Origin of the sequence: Niallia sp. HCP3S3_B10 (assembly GCF_052064465.1) — a bacterium.
Classification (GTDB): domain Bacteria; phylum Bacillota; class Bacilli; order Bacillales; family Cytobacillaceae; genus Niallia; species Niallia hominis.
In genome coordinates, this window is record NZ_JBQHVO010000001.1 from 85,435 (window position 1) to 105,471 (window position 20,037).

At 34.9% G+C, this 20,037-nt stretch carries 20 protein-coding genes; 17 read left to right on the forward strand and 3 right to left on the reverse strand.

All coding sequences use genetic code 11. From position 1 onward, the window contains the following. The first annotated feature begins 10 nt into the window (after positions 1–10). Positions 11–865, forward strand: coding sequence for a prephenate dehydratase (pheA, locus tag ACTNDN_RS00415; protein ID WP_031540636.1), 855 nt, complete (start codon positions 11–13; stop codon positions 863–865). 567 nt (positions 866–1,432) lie between these two features. Here the strand turns inward: pheA and ACTNDN_RS00420 are convergent. Next, the gene (locus ACTNDN_RS00420; RefSeq protein WP_031540635.1) at positions 1,433–1,975 is read right to left on the reverse strand and encodes a transcription repressor NadR; all 543 of its coding nucleotides are present in this window, start codon (positions 1,973–1,975) and stop codon (positions 1,433–1,435) included. 479 nt (positions 1,976–2,454) lie between these two features. Between ACTNDN_RS00420 and safA the strand changes: the two genes are divergently transcribed. The 11 genes from safA to yajC all read left to right on the forward strand — a co-directional run bounded on the left by safA (position 2,455) and on the right by yajC (position 12,770). Continuing rightward, positions 2,455–4,176, forward strand: coding sequence for a SafA/ExsA family spore coat assembly protein (gene safA / locus ACTNDN_RS00425; RefSeq protein WP_441130416.1), 1,722 nt, complete (start codon positions 2,455–2,457; stop codon positions 4,174–4,176). After that, entirely contained in the window at positions 4,166–5,146 is a 981-nt protein-coding gene (locus ACTNDN_RS00430) for a phosphotransferase (RefSeq protein ID WP_441130418.1), read from the forward strand. Before safA ends, ACTNDN_RS00430 begins: the two co-directional genes overlap by 11 nt. Before the next feature lie 109 nt (positions 5,147–5,255). Next, complete coding sequence (locus ACTNDN_RS00435; RefSeq protein WP_031540631.1) at positions 5,256–5,903, forward strand: YhcN/YlaJ family sporulation lipoprotein; 648 nt, start codon at positions 5,256–5,258, stop codon at positions 5,901–5,903. Positions 5,904–6,187: 284 nt separating this feature from the next. Then, a complete protein-coding gene (locus ACTNDN_RS00440) occupies positions 6,188–7,111 on the forward strand; it encodes an NAD-dependent epimerase/dehydratase family protein (protein WP_349204617.1) in 924 nt (307 codons plus the stop codon). 146 nt (positions 7,112–7,257) lie between these two features. Beyond that, positions 7,258–7,788, forward strand: coding sequence for an intercompartmental signaling factor BofC (locus ACTNDN_RS00445; RefSeq protein WP_349204616.1), 531 nt, complete (start codon positions 7,258–7,260; stop codon positions 7,786–7,788). A 209-nt stretch (positions 7,789–7,997) separates the two neighbouring features. Further along, positions 7,998–8,609 carry a Holliday junction branch migration protein RuvA gene (gene ruvA / locus ACTNDN_RS00450; protein ID WP_441130420.1) on the forward strand — a complete coding sequence of 204 codons (612 nt, stop codon included), beginning with the start codon at positions 7,998–8,000 and terminating at the stop codon, positions 8,607–8,609. Between the two features lie 114 nt (positions 8,610–8,723). Further along, entirely contained in the window at positions 8,724–9,719 is a 996-nt protein-coding gene (gene ruvB, locus ACTNDN_RS00455; RefSeq protein ID WP_251627457.1) for a Holliday junction branch migration DNA helicase RuvB, read from the forward strand. A 144-nt stretch (positions 9,720–9,863) separates the two neighbouring features. Beyond that, on the forward strand, positions 9,864–10,070 hold the full coding sequence (locus tag ACTNDN_RS00460) for a DUF2905 domain-containing protein (RefSeq protein WP_031540626.1): 207 nt from the start codon (positions 9,864–9,866) through the stop codon (positions 10,068–10,070). Positions 10,071–10,107: 37 nt separating this feature from the next. After that, positions 10,108–11,136 (forward strand): tRNA preQ1(34) S-adenosylmethionine ribosyltransferase-isomerase QueA, encoded by a 1,029-nt coding sequence (gene queA / locus ACTNDN_RS00465; protein WP_251627458.1) that lies wholly within the window; start codon positions 10,108–10,110, stop codon positions 11,134–11,136. Positions 11,137–11,297: 161 nt separating this feature from the next. Then, complete coding sequence (gene tgt / locus ACTNDN_RS00470) at positions 11,298–12,437, forward strand: tRNA guanosine(34) transglycosylase Tgt (protein WP_031540624.1); 1,140 nt, start codon at positions 11,298–11,300, stop codon at positions 12,435–12,437. A 30-nt stretch (positions 12,438–12,467) separates the two neighbouring features. Continuing rightward, the gene (gene yajC, locus ACTNDN_RS00475; protein WP_031540623.1) at positions 12,468–12,770 is read left to right on the forward strand and encodes a preprotein translocase subunit YajC; all 303 of its coding nucleotides are present in this window, start codon (positions 12,468–12,470) and stop codon (positions 12,768–12,770) included. 81 nt (positions 12,771–12,851) lie between these two features. Here yajC and ACTNDN_RS00480 read toward each other — a convergent pair whose 3' ends face one another. Next, positions 12,852–13,271 (reverse strand): TIGR04086 family membrane protein, encoded by a 420-nt coding sequence (locus ACTNDN_RS00480; RefSeq protein ID WP_311296540.1) that lies wholly within the window; start codon positions 13,269–13,271, stop codon positions 12,852–12,854. Between the two features lie 231 nt (positions 13,272–13,502). Here ACTNDN_RS00480 and ACTNDN_RS00485 point away from each other — a divergent pair, with 231 nt between their 5' ends. After that, on the forward strand, positions 13,503–14,144 hold the full coding sequence (locus ACTNDN_RS00485) for a DUF421 domain-containing protein (protein WP_031540621.1): 642 nt from the start codon (positions 13,503–13,505) through the stop codon (positions 14,142–14,144). 87 nt (positions 14,145–14,231) lie between these two features. Here ACTNDN_RS00485 and spoVB read toward each other — a convergent pair whose 3' ends face one another. Then, positions 14,232–15,776: a stage V sporulation protein B gene (gene spoVB / locus ACTNDN_RS00490; RefSeq protein WP_031540620.1), complete on the reverse strand. Its 1,545-nt coding sequence runs from the start codon at positions 15,774–15,776 to the stop codon at positions 14,232–14,234. Positions 15,777–15,991: 215 nt separating this feature from the next. Between spoVB and ACTNDN_RS00495 the strand changes: the two genes are divergently transcribed. From ACTNDN_RS00495 to ACTNDN_RS00510, 4 genes are all read left to right on the forward strand, one after another. Further along, positions 15,992–16,291 (forward strand): post-transcriptional regulator, encoded by a 300-nt coding sequence (locus ACTNDN_RS00495; RefSeq protein WP_031540619.1) that lies wholly within the window; start codon positions 15,992–15,994, stop codon positions 16,289–16,291. Positions 16,292–16,680: 389 nt separating this feature from the next. Further along, a complete protein-coding gene (secDF, locus tag ACTNDN_RS00500) occupies positions 16,681–18,933 on the forward strand; it encodes a protein translocase subunit SecDF (protein WP_031540618.1) in 2,253 nt (750 codons plus the stop codon). Between the two features lie 122 nt (positions 18,934–19,055). Next, positions 19,056–19,355: a LapA family protein gene (locus ACTNDN_RS00505; protein ID WP_031540617.1), complete on the forward strand. Its 300-nt coding sequence runs from the start codon at positions 19,056–19,058 to the stop codon at positions 19,353–19,355. A 212-nt stretch (positions 19,356–19,567) separates the two neighbouring features. After that, the gene (locus ACTNDN_RS00510) at positions 19,568–19,861 is read left to right on the forward strand and encodes a hypothetical protein (protein ID WP_251627463.1); all 294 of its coding nucleotides are present in this window, start codon (positions 19,568–19,570) and stop codon (positions 19,859–19,861) included. Positions 19,862–20,037: the final 176 nt, after the last annotated feature.

Below are 20,037 nucleotides of genomic sequence, written 5' to 3' on the forward strand. Positions count from 1 at the left end.
GGAGAAACAGGTGAAAGTAGGTTACTTAGGCCCAAAAGCAACATTTACAAATATGGCGGTAAATCAGCAATTTCCTGGTGTTGAATCAATCCCATTTCTTACGATTCCAAATTGCTTTGATGCTGTTATGGAAGACAAAGTGGATGTTGCTTTAGTACCGGTTGAGAATACATTAGAAGGTTCTGTCAATATCACCCTAGATTATTTAATTCATGAAGTATCTTTACCTATCTGCGGAGAAGTGACCGTTCCGATTAAACAACATTTAATGGTTCATCCCCTTCGTAAAGATAAATGGAGAGAAATTGATGTTGTTTATAGTCATTCCCATGCAATTGCTCAATGTCATAAATTTTTACATACAGAATTTAACGGGATTGTTTGTGAGTATATGACCTCAACAGCAGCAGCAGCTCAGTTTGTTAAGGAGAACTCAAATATAAATGGTGCAGCAATAGGAAATTCGCTAACAGCTGAAGAATATGGGCTTGAAATAGTGAGACATCATATTCATGATTCCAATAACAATCATACAAGGTTTTTAATTCTTTCAAAGAACCCTCTAAGCTATACGGCACCTTCAAGTAATTTGGCAGGTTATAAAACGAGTTTAATGGTCACTTTGCCATCTGATCGTTCTGGTGCCTTACATCAAGTATTATCCGCTTTTGCTTGGAGAAAATTGAACTTGGTGAAAATTGAATCGAGACCAACTAAAACCGGCTTAGGAAATTATTTCTTTCTTATTGATTTAGATAGAAAAATGGACGATGTTCTAATACCTGGAGCGATCGCAGAACTGGAAGCAATCGGTTGTGAAGTAAAGATACTTGGAAGTTATCCCTTTTATAATTTAGAGAAATAAAATTAATCTATTGAAGGCTTTGAGTATAAAAGGAGAAGGGCTAAAAAAAGAGGCTGGGACAAAACTAAATAGCCAATCTGTAAAGACGAACAATCTCTAATTTAGCTCTTAAATAAAGACTATTTTTTCATATTAGTTATTTATGGTTATAAATATATTCAAGTGTAAAAAACAATTCGTTCCATTGCGCTACGGACACTTCCTTTTCGCGGGGAGGAAGCCTGAGCCTCCTGTGGGATTAGCGAGACAGTCTGAGACCCTGCAGGCGGAAGCAGACCGCGGCTCGGCGCTCGCTCCATGGAAAGCAAGCTGTCGCCTCGGAAAACAAATGAAATACCCGAATTTAAAAGTCGGCCACCAACAATTATGATTATATTGCAGTTTTTCAGTGGTCTCAAGCGAAGTATATTCAGGCTGCGGAATAGCAACAAACTTCATGGAACATCCTTTTTAAACGAATAAAAAAACCCTAATGATTATACGAACCTTTCATTGGCATCTTCGTATAATCATTAGGGTTTATTTTAAGCTGGAATACTTATGTCTTAGCCTCTTTTTTCAACTTCTTTAAGTCTCTTCTTTGATTAAAAAATGTGCCTTGCGTAAAGCCTCTTCTGCCTCTATCAATGTGTCAATAGAAGGTGCAGTAATGGTATGTAAATGGATACCAGAAGTTAATTCTGATAGATAGGCTGCGTTTGTATGCTTTATCTTCTTCATAAATTGCTTAACTTCTTTTCGATTAGAAACGAGAATAGAAGCTGTTAAATCCCCATAGACTGGATGTTCAATTTTAACATCTTTAACCGTTACTCCATTATCAACAAGGATATTTAATTCTTCTTCTGTTTTCTCTGGAGGATGATTACAAGCAATAATTCTCTCATAAAGAGATGGTTTTGATTCCTGTAAATATAAATAGCCTTGACTAGTAGCCAATATCGGTTCGTTTTTCGCTTTTAGAAGGGTAATGTCTCCGACGATGATTTGTCGGCTAACATTCGTCAATTTGGAAAGCTCGCTACCGGTATAAGGGCGATTATTTTCTTTTAATAAGGAAAGGATGTAAGCTCTTCTTTCTTCTCCAAGCATTTTCTTTGATTCTGTCATCTAATCTCTCCTTTAATGATTCTTTCTTTTTAGTAAAAGGTTATACGTATACTCTTGCTATAGTTTAGAGTTTTATTAAGAATTGCATTGTTCAAAAAACAATAACAGACAAAATATATAAGATGCCATTAATTAGCTATATTCAGGCTGCAGAAAATAGCAAAAACGTTTGCGAAAAGTCTCTTTTTAATAAAGAAAGGATTAAAAATAATTTTTCTTTATATATTGGTGGATTTTGTTTATATATTCTTTCCTTTCTATTTTATCAAAAGTCTCTATAAATTGAATAAAATAAATTTGATTTTTGATAGGTTCTTGGTAACAAAAATATAGTTGAAAAGAAGGACAAAGGATCTCCTATCTTTATGTTGCTAAAACACATAATTTGAAAAAAAGCGCATAGATTTTTGAATAGAATGATAACCATTTTGCATTGTGAACATAGACTATATGGACATATGCATAGGAGGGAATCTATAGTGAAGATCCATATTGTTCAGAAAGGGGATACTCTTTGGAAAATCGCAAAAAAATACGGGGTGAATTTCGAAGAGTTAAAAGCATTAAATTCCCAATTGAGTAATACAGATATGATTATGCCCGGCATGAAAATTAAAGTTCCAACTTCAGGAGGAAATATAAAGAAAGAAGCTCCTATTATGGGAACAAAAAAAGAAATGCCGATAGCAATGGAGCCAATTGTAAAGGAAGCACCGAAAAAAGAAATGCCTATTAAAGAAATGCCCAAAAAGGAAATGCCGAAAAAAGAAGCGCCAAAGGAAAAACCATACACTCCTAAAATGCCTAAGCCAATCATTCCAGAAATTGATGTAACTAATTATTATTCCATGAATATGACGAATGTGGACGTAGATGTTGATGTGGACATGAAAGAAAAGGTAGTTTTGCCACCAAAGCCTGCACCAGTAGTACCTAAAGAAAAGGCAGTAAAGCCAATAAAGGCAGTAAAACCCGAAAAACCAGTAGTTCAACAAGATGAGTGTCCGCCTATTGTGCCTTATCAGCCATATTGTTATGAAGTTTCTCCAATGATGCCAGGAAGCGGTTTTCCTCCAGGAGTATGCCCTCCAGCTGGAATACCAGTAGAACAACTAGGTTCACAAGCTAAGCCACTACCAGGTGTAGATTTTACAGATAAGCATAAATGGGAAGAGTCTTCATCTTCTTATTCTGCTTATACACATGGCGAAGCGCCGGTACACGGCAGTAATGTGCCCCCTGACTATTATCAACAGCCATTAGTGCAGTACGGTCAAATGCCTGTGGAACATCAGCACCATAAAAAAGAATCTTCAGACATAGCCGGATTAGGACATCAACCCTTTGTCCCTACCCCTACGCATACAGCGCCAGTATTACCATCCTATAACCTTCCTTATAAGGAGGATTGTGGATGTGGTGCTCCATCATTCCCGCAACAATCAGCGTTTCCAGCAAGCGAAGGTTTTCAATTAGAGGGAATGGGGCAAGGTTATGCACCAGGAATGGGAATGGCGCCAATGCCGCAAGGATTCAGTCCAGAAATGGGACCGATGGCAGGAGGTGCACCAGGAATGGGAATGGCGCCGATGCCACAAGGATTTAGCCCAGAAATGGGACCGATGGCAGGAGGATATGCACCAGATATGGGAATGCCAGCAATGCCGCAAGGATTTAGCCCGGAAATGGGGCCGATGGCAGGAGGATATGCACCAGGAATGGGAATGCCAGCAATGCCGCAAGGATTTAGCCCGGAAATGGGCCCGATGGCAGGAGGATATGCACCAGGAATGGGAATGCCAGCAATGCCACAAGGATTCGGTCCAGAAATGAGACCGATAGTAGGAGGATATGCACCAGGAATGGGAATGGCGCCAATGCCGCAAGGATTTAGCCCAGAAATGGGACCAATGATGCAATCTCCTTATCCTCAAGGTATGGGCGGGAATACACCAATGCCTTATCAGGTAGAAAATAATAGTCCAGTTGGAGATTCTCCATCTTATGAAGCAAGTATTGGGCAGCCAGTTGCACAAGAAATGGTCCCGCCAGTTTATGGACCTGGAGGCAATGCACCAGTATTTACCCCTCCGTATAATCCTACTATAGGGCAGCCGCCATATATGAATCCATATGGCGTTAATCAAGGGACTCCATTTGGAATGCCAAGATACCAAGAGGACGAAAGCAGTGATTTATGATTTTTATCATAGAGGGGACGATACTTTTTATTATCGTCTCCTTTCTTTATTAGAAAAAAAAATTCCTGCTAAGATTTTAGAAATAAGCAGAATTAGGAATGAGGTATACTTAGTTAAAACCAATCAATTTTGGATGATTTTAAAAGGATATAATAGCTATCAAAAATTAAAAATTCAAGAGGCTTTTACAAGAGCGCTAAAACAGGAGGGCTTCACACATACGTACCAATTTTATGTGTTCGATGATGAACCGATCATTATAGATGAGATGGTGTTTGGTATGATTGAATACATTTCTCCTCATAAAGATTCCTTTACATATAGTAGTAAAGGCAATAGAAGGGAAGCCCTTCAATTATTAGAACACTATTATACAGTTACAGAACGTCTTGTAGAAATTTATAAATATATATTGCCTTCCTTTCATTTAATGAAAAAATTAGAACAACGGTTAGTGGAATTTCGAAGTAATAAGTCAATAATAGAGCATTTTTTGAAAATGGAAATCGTGGAGGAAATTTTCGAATGGGCTAATATTTCCTTTCTTTATATACAAGAGCATAATGAATATCTTCATACAAAATCAAATGTTATATTGCATGGGGATGTAGCCCACCATAATTTTATGCGTGACATTAATAATAAACTATATCTAATTGATTTTGATTTAATTAGTATTGGTCCAAGAGTTGGCGATTATTTGCAGTTTGCTAATCGGATTTTGCCGAATATAGGTTGGTCCCTCCAACAATTACAAAAGATGAGTGGATATTCTCAGTTATTCAAAGAGGAATGGTTTTTAATTGCTTTAATGTATCCAACAGATATTCTTAGAGAATGGAATAGAATAATCAGAAACAAACATCTTTCAAATGACTTTTTATTAAAACAAGTGCTTGACTTAACAACAGATCAGTATGAAAAAAGAAAGAAATTTTACCAAAAGCTAAGACAAATTGTAGATATATAATCGGGCAATTCTATAATGGCTAGACTTTACAGTATGATTCTCTCCGAAGAGCAGAAGATAAAAAAGAGCAACGTCTTGCTCTAGATTAAATAAAGGGGAGAATATTACTGTGAATAAAAATAAGTTAGTTGCTCCAGTTCTTTTAACGGTAACTTTTGGCTTGGCTGGCTGTGGTGTGAACGATGACCAAACCGCAGATCAAAATCGTCTCAATAATGCTAGACCGATTGGATATTACTCCAATGAACAACATGATGTAAACAATAATAACAGTTTTACAACAGACAATGACGGACCAATTACAGAAATGATGGACCATACCTTTGGGGATGAAGATAATAAAAATGGTGTTGGTGTCCAAAATGTTAACAATAAAAATACTACGAGAGAGAATAGAAATAACGATAATCAAGATAATCGCGTTTCATATGATACAGAGTTAGCTGAAAAGGTATCAAATGCAGCTGCTAAAATGGATAATGTAAAAAATGCACGTTCAATTGTTTATGGAGAAAACGTTTTGGTTGCACTTGAAGTAGACGATACGAAAATTGTTGATCAGACAAAAGCAAAAGTAAAAGATAAGTTAAATGATTCTTTAAATGGAAAAGATATTTCTGTAGTGACAGATAGAGGAATATTTACGAGCATTGAGGATATAAATCGTTCAATAAAAAATGGTCAACCGCAGCAAACGATTAACAATAATATAGAAAATATCTTTAATCGCTTAAATCCGACAAAAGAAAACAGATAATAAAAAACTAACTTCGAAAAGGTTCGCCCCATTCGAAGTTAGTTTTTTATCATATGTTCTTTATTGGAAACGAATTGATTGGTTTGATTTATCACAAATAATGGATTTAAAAGACATTTTTTAAGAAGTTAAAAGTGTATATTTATAAAACTGTTCTATATAATGAATTTATTTGTTGATATTACGAATGAAAAGAGTTATGCTTTATAATGAAATAATTATTCGTTATAAAGAACTTATTAATCGATTTTTTCATAGAGGCAAAAAGTGCGGAGGGATTCAAAGTGAGAGTGTTAATTACAGGTGGACAAGAGAGTGAAATGGCAACTGCTCTAAAGGAACAACTTTCAAAGAATAATGTTTATTGTATAGTAGCTGGAAAGCAACAGAAACATAGTGAAATTTCAACTCTAGTACATAATGATGTATACACTTTCTTAAACGGGATGGAATTAGCCGACATACTGATGGAGAACCAGGTAGATTGCGTTATCCATCTATCGAACAAGGCCATAACATCCAACAGCATGAAGGATTCATTTGAACAGTCAGAAGAGAATATTGCTTGTACGATTGAAGTGCTCGAAGCATGTGTGCAAGCAAAAGTACATAAAATCATCTTCCCCTCCACGATTGCTGTTTATGGGGACATAGAAGGAGCTATAACGGAAGAAAAGCTTTTGCAACCTGTACTTTTTGAAGGGCTTTCTAAGAAGATTGAGGAGAAATATATACAAAACTACCACACTCTTTACGGTCTTTCTTTTACAATTTTACGCTTTCCCATAATTTATGGAGCAAGTTCCAAACATATGAATACAGAGAGTATGATAGAATCAACGATTAAAAAAGTGATTGAAAATCGTCCACCTATCGTATTTGATGATGGAGAACAGAAGAAGCACTTTCTTTACATAAGTGATGCCATTCAAGCAATTATCTCAAGTTTAAATAATGGAGAGAATCAAGTATATAATATTTGTCCTAAGGAAATATATTCTATGAAGGAAGTTGTCTCCATTATTCATTCTTCTATAAAAGAAGATGTACTTCATTCGTTAGAAGAAGGGGAGAAAAGTAGAATATCAACAACGAAGGCACAAATGGATCTGAAATGGCATTCTCGTGTACCATTTTCGGAGGGAATTCGTTTAACAATCAAAAATATAAAACATCAAGCTGAACAGATAAATAGAACATTAAAATAAGATTGCTATGAATTTGGAATGAAAAAATTATTTATGGTGAGAATAATAGAGAGTTAGGTTATTTCAAACCTAGACTTTAGATTGACAGTACCCTATTTCCTTGGAAATAACGAAGCTGTTTTGAGTAATGTGAAGAGGTGGTTATAATGAAAACCAGATTCCTTTTATTTTCAGCTGTTCTTCTTGTCAGTTTTATAACAATCATTTCATCAACTGGACAAGTTTATGGAAAGAGTGGAAGCACACATTCTTTGAATGAAAATCCTAAGAAATTGGAAGTGGTGTTGAAAAGGATTTATTTAGATGGAGAAGTGAGCGAAGAAGTGGTAAAAGAAACAGTATGGTCGATGGAAGATTTCTGGTCAAAGTACGATAAATGGCAGTTGGTAGATATGACAAGTAAAGAGCTTGTATTTAAACAAGAAATCGACGATATATCTCCACTATTAAAGGCTAATGGATATTTTGGCATTAATGACGAGGGGATTTTAACCATTTATAATGGAAAACCTGCTCAGGAAAACATTATTCAGTCTTTTTTCCAAATTGATCTAAAAAAACTGGAATCAAAGCAGCAGGAAGACCTACAAAAAGGAATTCCCATTAAATCAAGGGATCGATATGTAAAAGTACTTGAAACCTTTAAAAATTTAACAACAATCGAAACGACGAATTAAGAAAATCACCCCCAGTGAACAGAAGAAGCACAGAAAATAGTGCCATTCTGATCACTGTTTTTTTATTTTTAAAGAATATTATGAAAATCATCTATAATAGCAGTTCAATAAAATAGTATGATAAAATAAGCTTTAGGATTTATCCCCCACTTAATGGGAAGTGAGACCCCAACTAATGGAATTGTTCTTTATAAGGGAGAGAATTTAATTTGTATGAATATATAAAAGGAAATGTAGAATTTGTTGGACCCGAATATATCGTAATCGAAAATAATGAAATTGGTTATCAGATTAAAACACCTAATCCATTTTCATTTTCAGCCTTTTCGGGTAACAAGATTACAGTATTTACCTACCATTATGTTAGAGAAGATAATATTAGTTTATATGGTTTTCGTTCACAAGATGAAAAAGCCTTATTTACAAAGCTTCTAAATGTTTCTGGAATTGGACCTAAAGGAGCATTGGCTATTCTTGCATCTGGAGAACCAAGTCAGGTTATATCTGCAATAGAAGCAGAAGATGAAGCGTTTCTTGTGAAATTTCCAGGCGTTGGAAAGAAAACAGCAAGACAGATGATTCTGGACTTAAAAGGGAAATTAGCTGATTTTATGCAAGATTCCTCCCCAGATTTATTTACAGTAGATAAGCAATTAGCCAAAGTAGAAAGTGATTCAGCAATGGATGAGGCGATTCTAGCGTTAACAGCTCTTGGATATTCAGAAAAAGAGGTGAAGAAAATTTCTCCTCATTTAAAAAGGGAGCAGTTAACAACAGATGGATATATCAAGCTGGCATTAAAGCTTCTGTTAAAAAGATAAGATGTTAGCTTTTTTAAGATTCTTGTTTTTCCATAGGGGAAATCAATAGATTGAATAAAGAGTAGTAGTAAATACGTAGATTTACTTGAGGACTTATGGAAGGGAGTGAATGGTATGGATGATCGAATCATTTCAAGTGAAGCAGATACGCAGGATTTATCGTTTGAAAAAAGTCTGCGTCCTATTCAATTACATGAGTATATTGGTCAAGATAAAGTAAAAGACAATTTAAAGGTGTTTATTGAGGCTGCTAAATTTAGAGAAGAAGCACTGGACCATGTTTTATTATATGGACCACCAGGACTTGGGAAAACTACGCTTGCGACGATTATTGCTAATGAGATGGGTGTTAATATTAGAACAACTGCAGGTCCAGCGATTGAAAGGCCTGGTGATTTGGCAGCAATATTAACTGCGTTAGAGCCCGGGGATGTGCTGTTTATAGATGAGATTCATCGGTTGCCACGTGCAATAGAAGAAGTTTTATATCCAGCGATGGAAGATTATTGTTTAGATATTGTTATTGGGAAAGGACCTAGTGCTCGATCTGTTCGGCTTGATTTGCCCCCTTTCACTCTCGTTGGTGCAACAACAAGAGCTGGTTCTGTTTCTGCACCGTTAAGAGATCGGTTTGGAGTTTTATCTAGACTAGAATATTATGAAATAGAACAGCTCAAAGATATTGTTGTGAGAACAGCTGATGTTCTACAAATTGGGATGGAAGAACTTGCTGCATGGGAAATAGCAAGACGTTCGAGAGGGACTCCCCGAATAGCCAATCGCCTTTTACGAAGAGTACGTGATTTTGCCCAAGTAAAGGGAGATGGGATGATTACTAAAGATTTGGCGGACAATTCACTTGAACTTTTACAGGTTGACCGTTTAGGGTTAGATCATATTGACCATAAATTATTACTAGGAATGATTCATAAATTTAAGGGTGGACCAGTCGGATTAGAAACGATTGCAGCAACTATTGGAGAAGAAGCTCATACAATTGAAGATGTTTATGAACCATATTTGCTTCAGATTGGTTTCTTGCAACGAACTCCTAGAGGGAGAAGTGTTACACATCTTGTTTATGATCATTTAAATATTAAACCTGAATAAATTTTCTAATCTATAGGCTGTTTTCTAAAGGATTGTTGTTTTTTCAATAGGAAAAAAGAATTAGTTGGCTGCGGGTAATCGCAACAAACTTTACGAAAACAGCCAATCTATAAAATAAAACAAATGATATAAAGGAAGAGAATGATGAATGAAATTTCCAAATATATAATGATCATCGGCATAATTGTATTTCTGATCGGGCTTATCATGCAATTTGTCCCTATTGGAAAGCTTCCTGGTGACATTCTAATAAAAAAAGAACATTCGACTTTTTATTTTCCGATTACAACTTGCATTGTAATTAGTATTGTTTTATCGCTCGTTTTTTATTTTATAGGAAAATTTCGTTAAGATTTTAATTGCATGAAAGAAAGAATAGGTGACAGACATGAAAGTAGATTTATTTGATTTTCATTTACCAGAAGAATTAATCGCACAAACTCCTTTAGAGGATCGCACAAGTAGTCGATTAATGGTTGTAAATAAAGATACTGGTGAATTAGAGCATCGCAAATTTAAGGATATTTATGAGTATATCAATCCTGGTGATTGTCTAGTATTAAATGATACAAGAGTATTGCCAGCAAGATTACATGGCGAGAAAGAAGATACTGGAGCACATATCGAGGTGCTTTTATTAAAGCAACAAGAGGAAGACAAATGGGAAACACTTGTCAAGCCTGCTAAAAGGGTAAAAGAAGGTACGATTATTACCTTTGGAGACGGTAAATTAAAAGCTGTGTGTGTAAAAGAATTAGAGCACGGAGGTCGGATTCTCGATTTTCAGTATGAAGGGATTTTTTATGAGATTCTAGATCAACTTGGTGAGATGCCGTTGCCGCCATATATTAAAGAAAAATTAGACGATCAAGATCGTTATCAAACAGTTTATGCAAAAGAAAGAGGCTCTGCGGCTGCTCCGACAGCTGGACTACATTTTACAACTGATTTATTGGATGCTTTGAAAGAAAAGGGAGTACATATTGCATTTATTACTCTTCATGTTGGTCTTGGTACCTTCCGTCCTGTTAATGTAGAAGAAGTAGATAAGCATGAAATGCACGCCGAATTTTATCAAATTAATGGAGAAACGGCATCATTATTAAATAAAGTACGTGCAGAAGGTGGGCGGATTCTTTCCGTTGGGACAACGTCTACTCGAACACTTGAAACAATTGCATCCGCAAATAACGGAAAATTTGTAGAAAGCAGTGGATGGACAAGTATCTTTATTTATCCTGGCTATGAGTTTAAAGGAATTGATGGAATGATTACGAATTTTCATTTACCTAAATCAACTTTGATAATGTTAGTTAGTGCACTAGCTGGAAGAGAAAATGTACTTCATGCCTATGAAACGGCAGTAAGAGAAAGATATCGATTCTTTAGTTTTGGCGATGCTATGTTTATACGTTAGATAAAGGAAGATAGTTTCACGAATTACTTGAGTTTCGCAGTGATATTCATTACAATATATAGTTGATTCTATAAGTTTGTTTAATAAATATCATTATGTAAAAAACGATAGGAAGTTGATGAATCGATGGAAGTTTCACTTTATATAAAGGAGAAAATAATTTGACAGCAATACGTTATGAATTCATAAAAACATGTAAGCAAACAGGTGCCAGATTGGGCATAGTACATACACCACACGGTTCTTTTGAGACACCTGCTTTTATGCCGGTTGGAACATTAGCAACCGTGAAGACGATGGCTCCAGAAGATTTAAAATCAATGGGAGCAAATATCATTTTAAGTAATACCTATCATTTATGGCTAAGACCAGGACATGAAATCGTGAAAGAAGCTGGTGGTCTTCATAAATTCATGAATTGGGATAAGGCAATCTTAACGGATTCTGGTGGGTTTCAAGTCTTTAGTTTAAGTGATTTCCGCAAAATTGAAGAAGAAGGCGTGCACTTTAGAAATCATTTAAATGGGGACAAATTATTCCTTTCTCCTGAAAAAGCAATGGAAATACAAAATGCTTTAGGGTCAGATATTATGATGGCATTTGATGAATGTCCTCCTTATCCTGCGGAATATGAATATATGAAGAAATCGGTGGAACGAACTTCCCGATGGGCAGAGCGTTGCTTAAAGGCACATAATCGTCCAGAAGATCAAGGATTATTCGGCATTATTCAAGGTGGAGAATATGAGGAACTTCGCAAGCAAAGTGCAAGGGACCTTGTTTCATTAGACTTACCTGGGTACGCAGTAGGTGGATTATCGGTTGGTGAACCAAAAGACGTTATGAATCGTGTACTTGAGTTTACAACCCCTCTAATGCCAGATAATAAGCCACGATATTTAATGGGAGTAGGTTCACCAGATTCTTTAATTGAGGGTGCTATTCGTGGGATTGATATGTTTGACTGTGTATTGCCGACAAGAATCGCAAGAAATGGAACAGTGATGACAAGCGAAGGACGACTAGTCGTTAAAAACGCTAAATATGCAAGAGATTTTGGACCTTTAGATCCAGAATGCGATTGCTATACTTGTAAAAATTACAGTCGTGCGTATATTCGTCATCTTATTCGATGTGACGAAACATTCGGAATAAGGCTTACATCTTACCATAATCTATATTTTCTGTTAAACTTAATGGAGAATGTCCGAGATGCGATCAGAAATGACCGTTTAGGAGATTTCAAAGAAGAGTTTTTCGAACGTTATGGATTTAATAAACCGAACGCTAAAAACTTTTAATAGAAGAACTTGAAAGGAGGGGAAATATAAATGGCACAACTTGCAAGTTTATTACCGTTTATTTTAATGTTTGTATTATTCTATTTCTTGCTAATTCGTCCACAGCAAAAGCGTCAAAGATCTGTACGCGATATGCAGAGTAGCTTGAAAAAAGGGGATAAGATTGTCACGATTGGCGGCATGCATGCTACAATCGATGCAATTGATGAGGGGACAATTGTATTAAAATCAAAAGATGGTTCACGCTTAACTTTTGATCGCAATGCAATTCGTGAAGTTGTAGAATCTTCCGCAACAGTTGCAAGCCCAACTTTAGACAAAGTAGAAGAATAAGAGCAAAAAGTGCAGTCTTACCAATAAGATTGCACTTTTTATTTTTTTAGTTGCGGTAAATATACATTTTTAAGTGTGTTATTAATTATTTTTTGAAAGATTTACACCCAAAATTCCACCCATCATACAAATAAGCGTATAACATACATGATAAATTGTTTGCTCCATCGTAAATAGCTGATCAGATCCTAAAAAGGAAAATAAAAAAATGATGGTAGAATAGATTAGCCCTGTAAGACCGCCTAGAAACCAGCCTTTTTCTTTCCCTTTCCCACCTGAAATAAAACCACCTGCAAACAAAGTAATAAACGATACAGCAGTAATAATATATTGCAGAGATGATTCTTGAATAGATGTAAATCTTAATAATAAGGAAAAGAATAAACTACTCGTTATTAACATAATGAAAATGGCAATTAATCCGTATAAAACAGAACTGCCAACATGCTTACTCTCTTCGATTGTAAACCTCTCCTTTCCACCCCATCTTAAATCTTCTATAAAAGTATTCTAGTACAAGCATATTCAGTACAAGTAAAAATAGAATAAAAAAATAGTTGAAATCGTATTTTTCTGATTAAGATGTGCAAAATGAAAGAATCACCTTCAGATTATCCCTATTTAGATAGCAGTTTTTCAGTGTTTGGTGATGTGTCAACGTGTTCTTTCTCGTATTATTTTTTCTGTATGGTGCAGATTAAATAGGGAACATATTTGATCGGAGGAGATAATGTGGAACAATATTTGATCATTTTGTTTAGAACGATTTTGATATATGTGCTTATCGTTCTTATTTTTCGCTTAATGGGAAAAAGGGAAATAGGAGAATTAAGTATATTAGATTTAGTTGTTTTCATCATGATTGCTGAAATAGCTGTTGTCGCAATAGAAGATTATCAGGATCCTCTATTGCCAACTTTATTGCCAATGTTTATTCTTTTATCCATTCAAGTGTTACTAGCATTCTTATCCTTGAAAAGCAAAAAAATGCGCGATTTTATTGAAGGAGAACCAACCTTTATCATCAAAAATGGTGAAATTGATGAAACAGCAATGAAAAGTCAGCGATATAATTATGATGATTTATTAATTCAGCTGAGAGAAAAAAACATCCGCAATATTGCAGATGTAGAATTTGCGATATTGGAAACATCAGGAAAATTATCTGTATTTGAAAAAGAAAAAAATAAACTATCTATTACCATCCCACTCATTATGGATGGGATCATTCAAGAAAGTAATTTAACAAAAATAGGCAAAACAAATTTATGGCTTAGGCAGCAATTAAAAGAAAAAGGCTATACCAATATTAAAAACATATCATTTTGCAGCTACCAAGATGGGGAATTTTATATTGATTTAATGGATCATTAAAAAACATTCTGACAATCGTTTACATGATAGCAAAAGCAATCAGTGGAATGTTTTTCAACATCTGCTGATTGCTAGTAAAATAAATATTTAAGAGAAAAAGCGGCCAAACCATGGGATTTTTGCTAAATCTTTTTTGGTCATTAAACGGAAAAGGAAAAGCAATATTACATAAAAAATACATATGATGCTTGTAATACTAATTAATTGCAATAAGATAGAAGAAAATGAAATAGTCTTGACTAAAAAGGTTCCTAAATATGCCGTTAAGGAAATACTAAGTAGCATTTTCAGATAATCTTTGACAATTATAGAAAAGCTAATTGTCTTTAAGATTGTTGCAAAATGGAGCATTGTTACTAAAACAAACCCCACAATTAACGCAATGGCTACACCGTATATTCCGAATTCTGGCCTACTTGCAAGAAGCAAAATCAACCCTGTTTTTACACCGGCGCCAATAAAACTATTAATCATTGCTGCTCTGGCAAAATTCAAGGCTTGCAAAGCTGCTTGGAGAGGTCCTTGATAATAATTGAGAATAAAAAAAGGTGCCATTAATTGAATGAAAGAGGTTCCTCTTGTACTTCCATACATAATGGTCATTAAAGGCTCTGCTAATACATAGAGCACAATAATGGCTAGGCCACCCGTCATAAAGGTAAATTTAAGTGCTTGCTGTAATAAATGCTCAATTAGCTTTAATTGATTACTTGCTTTGGCTTCACTAATTGCAGGAACAAGAGAAGTTGATAAGGATTGAGTAAAGAAGGATGGCAGCATCAAGAGTGGAAGCGCAAATCCAGTTAATACCCCATACTGTTTTGTTGCATTTACAGCAGAGAGACCTGCTATAGATAAGCTGTGAGCAACAACAATTGGTTCAATAAACCAAGCGATGCTTCCAACCATTCTGCTCCCTGTAGTCGGTAATGCAATAGTCATTAGCTCTTGAAAAGTACTTTTCCCATTATGTACGTATTGAAAGAACCTTTTCCGTAAATGGAATGTTTTTCTCCATTTAAAGGATGCTAGTAAATAAAACAAGGAAGCTAGTTCACCAAGAACAGATGCTAACATTGCGCCAGCTGCAGCATATTCAACACCAAGTGGTAAAAACGCTTTTGTTAAGGTGGCAATCAATGCAATACGAATGACTTGTTCAATTACTTGCGAGGTTGCTGCAGGCTTCATGTTTTGTCTTCCTTGAAAATATCCTCTTAATACAGAGGAAACAGCAATAATTGGTATGATTGGCGTAATCGCAAGAAGCGGCAAAAGTGTCCGTTCATCTGTAAACAATGTTTGAGAAAGATAAGGAGCCAAAAGAAATAAAGCTGGTGTAAATAGGAGAGTTAAGCCTAGGGTTGTACTTAATGAAACAATTAATATGCTCTTTACTTTACGTAAATTACCCTCCGCTTCCGCTTCTGCCACATTTTTAGAGATGGCAACAGGTAGTCCAAGTTGAGTGATGGTAACAACTAAAATCATTGTTGGATATACCATCATATAAAGCCCAACCCCATCATCTCCAATAAACCGTGCAATCACAATTCGATTTATAAATCCTAATACTCTGGTAATAAATCCAGCTATAAGTAAAATCATTGTTCCTTTTAAAAACTTAGACATTTTATTCCCTGCCTTCTCAAATAGCGAATAATACTATACAATTATCTATATGCAACAATGTGGACAAAGCATGACAAGGTTTTTTAAAAGTAAACGTGTTGATTGCAAAGAAGCTATTTTATAAAGGGTTGTTTTCAAAATATTGTTGCTTTGGTAACAGAGATTGCTCATGATTATAGATTAAACATAAAATGACTGTAATGGAGTGGATTGGAATGTCGTCAACACATATATATGACCAGTATCGTTCACAAGTAAAGCCTGCATTAAATAGTAAAATAGAAGAGTTTCATTTACTTGGTTATGACACCATTAAGGAAGACGAGCTGTGGGTGTTTTTGACAAAGAAAAAATGGAAAAAGCCCTCTGAAGCTATTAGAATCGCAGAATTAGTGCAGGATATACTTAATGTTAAGGTAGCAAACTTCATGAACTATGCTACTATCGAGGCATTCAAAACAACAGATTTGCTTTCTGTCTTATCAGAAGAAGAGAAAAAAGAATTATTGAAATAAAGAAAGCTTCTGTCGAAGGAATAATCAAAAAAGCTTCCTCTTAACTTCTTTTGGAGCTATTTTTAAAGGATTTAGAAAGGAAAGAATAGGGATGAACAAAAAGGCGTTAAATTTATGTGACAGGTAGAATAATTTTACTAGTATATTTTTCTTATACAAATTGACAGTCATGATAAACTGTTCCATAATGAGTTTATTCTAAATAATTTGAAGTACTTGCTATTATTAAGTTACTTGAAAGAAGTGAGACATCTAGAAAATAGAATAACAGCCGATTGAAAGGTTCATATTAAAAAGATGACATCATTTAGTTTGGCCAACCAACGGTAAAGTATGGCCATAAGTGGGGAAGTTTCTGCTTTGTATTACATGAGGAGGATTAATACATAATGGTTAAACGCAGTAGAATTGTTGCTTTTTTATTAATCATTGTTTTGGCGGCAGGATTAATGGGAGGAACAACCAATAAGATTTTAGGTGAGATTAAGCTAGGATTAGACCTGCAAGGTGGCTTTGAAGTGCTATATAAAGTAGAGCCACTGGAAAAGGGAAAAGGGAAAATTGATGAATCGGCATTAAAAAGCACAGCCCAAGCTTTGGATAAAAGGATAAACGTTTTAGGAGTTAGTGAACCAGTTATCCAAATTGAAGGCAATGACCGAATAAGAGTACAGCTAGCAGGAATTACAGATCAAAATGAAGCTAGAGAAATGCTTTCAACAGAAGCAAATTTAACATTTAGAGATATTCAAGATAAGAAATTACTGGATGGCTCTGATCTAGTGCAAGGTGGAGCTGCCCAAGAATTTGATCAGTATGGCAAACCTAGTGTTTCTTTAAAGCTTAAAGATGCAAATAAGTTTAAAGAAGTAACTGAATCTGTTTTAGGTAGTCCATTGGTAATCTGGTTAGATTTTGAAGATGGAGATTCTTATAGTGAAGAGGCAGCAAAGGAAGAGCCTAAATATTTATCAGCACCAATGGTAAGTGAAGTCATTAATTCCGATACGGTTTCTATCACTGGTAATTTTACAGTGGATGAGGCTACTCGATTAGCGGAATTATTAAATGCAGGAGCTTTACCAGTAAAATTGACTGAGGAATATTCCACTAGTGTTGGCGCTCAGTTTGGAGATCAGGCATTAAAAGATACAGTAAAAGCGGGTATAATTGGTGTAGGAATCGTATTTTTATTTATGCTTTTATACTATCGTCTACCAGGATTAGTGGCTGTTATTACACTATCTATTTATGTTTATTTAAATCTGCTCGTCCTGGACTTAATGAATGGTGTACTAACACTTCCAGGTATTGCAGCACTTATTCTCGGGGTTGGTATGGCAGTAGATGCAAACATCATTACTTATGAAAGAATTAAGGATGAATTAAGAGTAGGAAAGTCACTAAGAGCTGCTGTTCAGGCTGGAAATAAAAATTCAACTTCAACCGTAGTTGATGCCAATTTAACAACTATGCTTGCAGCTATCATTCTATTTGTTTATGGGACAAGCTCTGTTAAAGGGTTTGCGACATTGTTAATTGTCAGTATTTTAATGAGCTTTGTTTCTGCAGTCTACGGCTCGCGTTTATTGCTTGGTTTACTTGTTAAGAGTAAGGCTTTTGATAAAAAGATTACCTGGTTTGGCGTAAACAAGAAAGATGTAAAACACATAAATGAAAATTATGATACATTAACCTTGCCAACAAAATTCGATCGCCTAGATTTTGTGAAATATAAAAATGTATTTTTTACTATTTCAAGTATTTTAATTGTTGCAGGGCTTGTCATTATGTTTATATTCAAGCTTAACCTTGGAATTGATTTTGCAAGTGGATCACGTATAGAAGTAATGGCAGACAAAGCATTAACAACTGCTGAAATTGAGGATCAATTGGACACGCTGAATGTAAAAGCAGATGATATTATTATTTCAGGTGATGAGCAAAATGTAGCTGCTATTCGTATTAAAGGTGATTTAAGCCAAGATAAAATTAATACAATTAAAGCAGAATTTGAAAATAAGTATGGTCATGATCCAAATGTAAGCAGTGTTTCTCCAACAGTTGGAAAAGAACTTGCTAAAAATGCTATTTATGCAATTGTTTTTTCTTCTATTGGGATTATTCTTTATGTAACGATTCGCTTTGAAATTTATATGGCATTGGCTGCTGTAATAGCACTTCTTCATGATGCATTCTTTATTTTAGTAATCTTTAGTATTACGCGACTGGAAGTAGATATTACCTTTATTGCAGCTGTGTTGACCATTGTAGGTTATTCTATTAATGATACAATTGTTACCTTTGACCGTATAAGAGAAAATCTAGCGAAGAAGAAGCGCATTAAAACATCGCAAGAAATAAAAGATATTATTAATACGAGTATTAGACAGACATTTGCTCGCTCGATAAATACAGTATTAACAGTTGTCATTTGTGTAGTTGCTCTATTACTATTTGGTAGCAATGCAATAACAAACTTCTCACTAGCTTTATTAATTGGTTTAATTGGTGGTGCATATTCTTCTATCTTTATTGCATCACAGCTATGGTATGTGTGGAAGAAGAAGGAATTGAAGAGAAAAGGTGTCTTAGTTACGTATAAGGAAAAACGTCCAATTTCTGATGAGCCACAAGTGTAATAATTTTAATAGATGCCTGTCCCCTAAATTAATTGGAGGCAGGCCATTTTTCGTTTAATTTAGTGAGAAATAGGAAATTAGGAAATAATAAGGATAGAAAGTATGAAAAAGGGAGGAAGAAAGTGAAAATTCAATGGAATATGTTGTTTGGAATTATCTTTGCATTAATCGTTGCAGTATTCGCAGTTATTAATGTAGATTCAGTATCTGTTAATTATTTATTTGGGGTAGGGCAATGGCCGCTTATTTTAGTTATTTTAATTTCTGTTCTTCTTGGCGGTCTAATTATTGGATCAGCTGGAATGATTCGTATTTATTCATTGCAAAGACGTGTTAAACAATTAGAGAAAGAAAAAAGAGAACGGGAAGAAAAAAACAATAGTAAAAATAAAAATTTTGATGCTCCCATAGATTCAAAATAAAAACTAGATGCCTTGCAGAGAAGATGCTTTGTTTATTACTATCATTCTTTTCTGTATAGGCATCTTTTTATAGGATAAACAAATATTACCCCCTATTCATAAATCTTTGCAAAAGGTGAATTTTTTGTAAAAATAGCGTAAGGCTTTTTCCATTGATCTTAGATTGAAACCACTTCTTTTAACTTGTATAATAGTTAGATTGAGGTGATTGAATGTTACGTTCTAAAAAAAGATGGATACAAGAAGAAATCCCAAATAAAGAAAAAGCATCTGTATTAGCAGAAGAATTAAAAATATCCCCAATTGTTGCCTCTCTATTATTAAAAAGAGGATATCATACAACACAAGAGGCAAAAGCATTTTTATATGATGATAATAATGAATTTCATGACCCGTTTTTGTTATTAGGAATGGACATAGCGGTGGAAAGAATACGAAAAGCAATCGCTAATAAGGAATCAATTTTAATCTTTGGTGATTATGACGCGGGTGCGACACGTTCCTAACTGAAAAGGTTAGGCACTAGGGAGTCGCTTAATATCCCTAGGAGAACTGATTTCTTGATAGGTAGAATGATAGGGTAACGCCTTGAAATGCCTACTCTGATACTCCGACATGCCTTTTCTAAGGTTAAATAGAAGGGTATGAAGCTCGGTAAAGTCGGCAGAGAGATATCGTAAGT

Excerpts from the sequence above, each read along its gene's own strand:
- ACTNDN_RS00420 (WP_031540635.1), bottom strand. The coding sequence starts at position 1,975 with ATGACAGAATCAAAGAAAATGCTTGGAGAAGAAAGAAGAGCTTACATC.
- ACTNDN_RS00445 (WP_349204616.1), top strand. The coding sequence starts at position 7,258 with ATGAAAACCAGATTCCTTTTATTTTCAGCTGTTCTTCTTGTCAGTTTT.
- ruvB (WP_251627457.1), top strand. The coding sequence starts at position 8,724 with ATGGATGATCGAATCATTTCAAGTGAAGCAGATACGCAGGATTTATCG.
- ACTNDN_RS00460 (WP_031540626.1), top strand. The coding sequence starts at position 9,864 with ATGAATGAAATTTCCAAATATATAATGATCATCGGCATAATTGTATTT.
- queA (WP_251627458.1), top strand. The coding sequence starts at position 10,108 with ATGAAAGTAGATTTATTTGATTTTCATTTACCAGAAGAATTAATCGCA.
- yajC (WP_031540623.1), top strand. The coding sequence starts at position 12,468 with ATGGCACAACTTGCAAGTTTATTACCGTTTATTTTAATGTTTGTATTA.
- spoVB (WP_031540620.1), bottom strand. The coding sequence starts at position 15,776 with ATGTCTAAGTTTTTAAAAGGAACAATGATTTTACTTATAGCTGGATTT.
- ACTNDN_RS00495 (WP_031540619.1), top strand. The coding sequence starts at position 15,992 with ATGTCGTCAACACATATATATGACCAGTATCGTTCACAAGTAAAGCCT.
- secDF (WP_031540618.1), top strand. The coding sequence starts at position 16,681 with ATGGTTAAACGCAGTAGAATTGTTGCTTTTTTATTAATCATTGTTTTG.
- ACTNDN_RS00510 (WP_251627463.1), top strand. The coding sequence starts at position 19,568 with ATGTTACGTTCTAAAAAAAGATGGATACAAGAAGAAATCCCAAATAAA.